The following is a 2,704-nucleotide window of genomic DNA, read 5'->3' on the forward strand; positions in this document are numbered from 1 at the left end:
AGGTATACTACTTTGACCCGCTGGACAACAAGCTCTCCACAGGAGATAAGGTCATCGTCGAAACCGCCCGCGGTCTGGAATGCGGCGAGGTCGCGATGCCCAACAAGGATATCGACGAGAAGGAGCTCAACCACCCGCTGAAGCCGCTCGTCCGCATCGCCACAAAGGACGATCTGCGCCGCGTTGAGGAGAACCGCAAAAAGGAAAAGTCAGCCCACAAAATCTGTGAGGAGAAGATCGCGAAGCACAAGCTCGTGATGAAGCTCGTCAACGTCGAGTACACCTTCGACAACAGCAAGATCATTTTCTACTTCACAGCCGACGGCAGGGTCGACTTCCGCGCGCTGGTAAAGGATCTCGCGTCCGTTTTCCGCACAAGGATCGAGCTGCGCCAGATCGGCGTCCGCGACGAGGCAAAGATGCTCGGCGGTCTGGGAATCTGCGGCAGACCCTTCTGCTGCAGCCGCTTCATGGGCGAGTTCCAGCCCGTTTCAATCAAGATGGCTAAGGAACAGGGACTTTCGCTCTCACCGACAAAAATCTCGGGCACCTGCGGCAGACTGATGTGCTGCCTCAAGTACGAGCAGGAGGCATACACAGACCTTCTCCGCCATACCCCAAAGGTCGGCGCTGTCGTAAACACTCCCGAGGGCAAGGGTCTTGTGGTCGAAAACAACCTTATCGCGCGCACACTCAAGGTAAAGCTCGACAACACGCCCGACGACGTAGCACCCAAAACCTTCAAGGTAAGGCAGTGCAGACTGATCAAGGACGGCTTTATCAAGGTCGACAAGAAGGAACTGGAAAAGCTCAACGGCTTGGAATAACAAAGTTTGATAAAAAAATTTGCCGCACCTCTTGATTTCACGGAAATAGATGTTATAATATAAGTGAAATTTAATCAAGGAGGATTTACCTATGGCATATGTAATTACTGATGAATGCATCATGTGGGTGCTTGCGCAGACGAGTGTCCCTGCTCTGCTATTTCAGAGGGCGACGGCAAGTATGTAATTGACGCTGACGCTTGCGTTGATTGCGGTTCCTGCGCAGAGGCTTGCCCCGTAGGCGCTCCCGTAGAGGGCTGATTTCGGGCAGCTGAAATTGAAACATCGGCGGCAAGGGTTTTTATCCTTGCCGCTGTTCTTTTGTCAGAGGAAAAGCTATGAACAACATTCACCTCGAGCCGCTCGGCGGCGGCTTGGAAATATACGTGTCGGAGAGCTACCGCTTTTCGACCGACACAATCCTGCTTGCGAACTTCTCGCAGCCTAAGGGTCGGAAAAAATGCGTCGACCTCGGCACAGGCTGCGGCACGATTCCGCTTATTTGGCTGAGAGAAAACAAACAACTCGAGATCGCGGCGGTGGACATTCAGGAAAACGCCTGCAAGCTCGCGCAGGACAGCATAAGCCGCAACGGCCTCATTCAGATGACGGTGTATAACGCCGACCTAAAGGAGCTAAAGGGCGTACTGCCGTTCGGATACTACGACCTCGTCGCCTGCAATCCGCCCTACAAGCTCGGCGGCAGCGGCATCAGGAACCCCGAAAGCGCGAAACTAATCGCACGGCACGAAACCGAGTGCACGCTCGACAATATATGCGAGAGCGCGTCGCGCCTATTGCAGTTCGGCGGAAGGTTCTGCATCTGCCAGCGCCCCGAAAGGTTAGCAGACGTGATGGAAGCCATGCGAAAGTTCTCGATCGAGCCGAAGGTGCTGCGGCTGGTTCAGCAGCGCAGGTCAAAGGCTCCGAAGCTCTTTTTAATCGAGGGCAGAAAGGGCGGCAACCGAGGGTTCCTGAACGTCCTGCCAACGCTCTTCATCGAGGACGATAGCGGCAGCTTCTCAGAGGAAATGCTGCAAATCTACGGAGACTACAAATCAAATCATATGGAGTAAATATATGTCCGGTATTTTATACGTAACGGGAACGCCGATAGGCAACCTCGGCGACCTCTCGCCCAGAGCCGCAAAAACTCTCGGGGAGGTCGACTTCATCGCCGCAGAGGACACGCGCGTGACCCTGAAGCTGCTCAACCACCTCGGGATAAAAAAGCCGATGGTGAGCTACTTTGAGCACAACAAACGCGAGCGCGGAGAGATTATCTGCCAAAGAATCGAGCAGGGAGAAAACTGCGCGATCGTCACCGACGCGGGTATGCCCTGCATATCCGACCCCGGTGAGGATTTAATCAAGCTGTGCGAAGAGCGCGGCATAAAAACCGTCGTCGTACCCGGCCCGAGCGCGGTGATTTCGGCACTGGCAATATCGGGACTTGAAACAGGCCGCTTCTGCTTTGAGGGATTTCTCAGCGTCAACAAAAAAAGCCGCAGCGAACACCTGCAGAGCCTTCAAAACGAGCGCAGGACGATGATTTTTTACGAGGCTCCGCACAAGCTGCCCTCTACCCTGCGCGACCTCTATTCCTCGTTTGGAGACAGAAAGCTCAGCATTGTGCGAGAGCTGACGAAAATCCACGAGGAGGTTATCCGCACCACCACCGCGGAAGCCGCCGAAAAATACTCTGACGGCAGCATCAAGGGTGAGATCGTTCTCGTTCTCGAGGGCAAGCGCGAGGAGGAAGCGGCTGAAAGCTGCACACTGCATGACGCGGTCGAACTCGCGAAACGCCTTATCGCCGACGGTCAAAAGACGACGGAAGCCGCCAAAAACGCCGCCGCGATGACGGGCTTTAAGAA

The 2,704-nt window shown here is 54.8% G+C and carries 3 protein-coding genes and 1 pseudogene; all 4 read left to right on the forward strand.

The window, feature by feature from the left end; all coding sequences use genetic code 11:
* Nucleotides 1-827, forward strand: an 827-nt coding sequence (locus tag KQI64_RS01630; RefSeq protein WP_216523033.1) for a PSP1 domain-containing protein, incomplete at its 5' end; no start/stop codon positions are given.
* A gap of 91 nt (nucleotides 828-918) precedes the next feature.
* A pseudogene (locus KQI64_RS01635) lies at nucleotides 919-1,088 on the forward strand (DUF362 domain-containing protein).
* A gap of 77 nt (nucleotides 1,089-1,165) precedes the next feature.
* Nucleotides 1,166-1,903, forward strand: coding sequence for a tRNA1(Val) (adenine(37)-N6)-methyltransferase (locus tag KQI64_RS01640; protein ID WP_216523034.1), 738 nt, complete (start codon nucleotides 1,166-1,168; stop codon nucleotides 1,901-1,903).
* Nucleotides 1,904-1,907: 4 nt separating this feature from the next.
* Nucleotides 1,908-2,704, forward strand: a 797-nt coding sequence (rsmI, locus tag KQI64_RS01645; RefSeq protein WP_216523035.1) for a 16S rRNA (cytidine(1402)-2'-O)-methyltransferase, incomplete at its 3' end; no start/stop codon positions are given.

It is taken from the genome of Lachnoclostridium sp. MSJ-17, assembly GCF_018918205.1.
In the GTDB taxonomy this organism is placed as follows: Bacteria; Bacillota; Clostridia; order Oscillospirales; family Acutalibacteraceae; genus Ruminococcoides.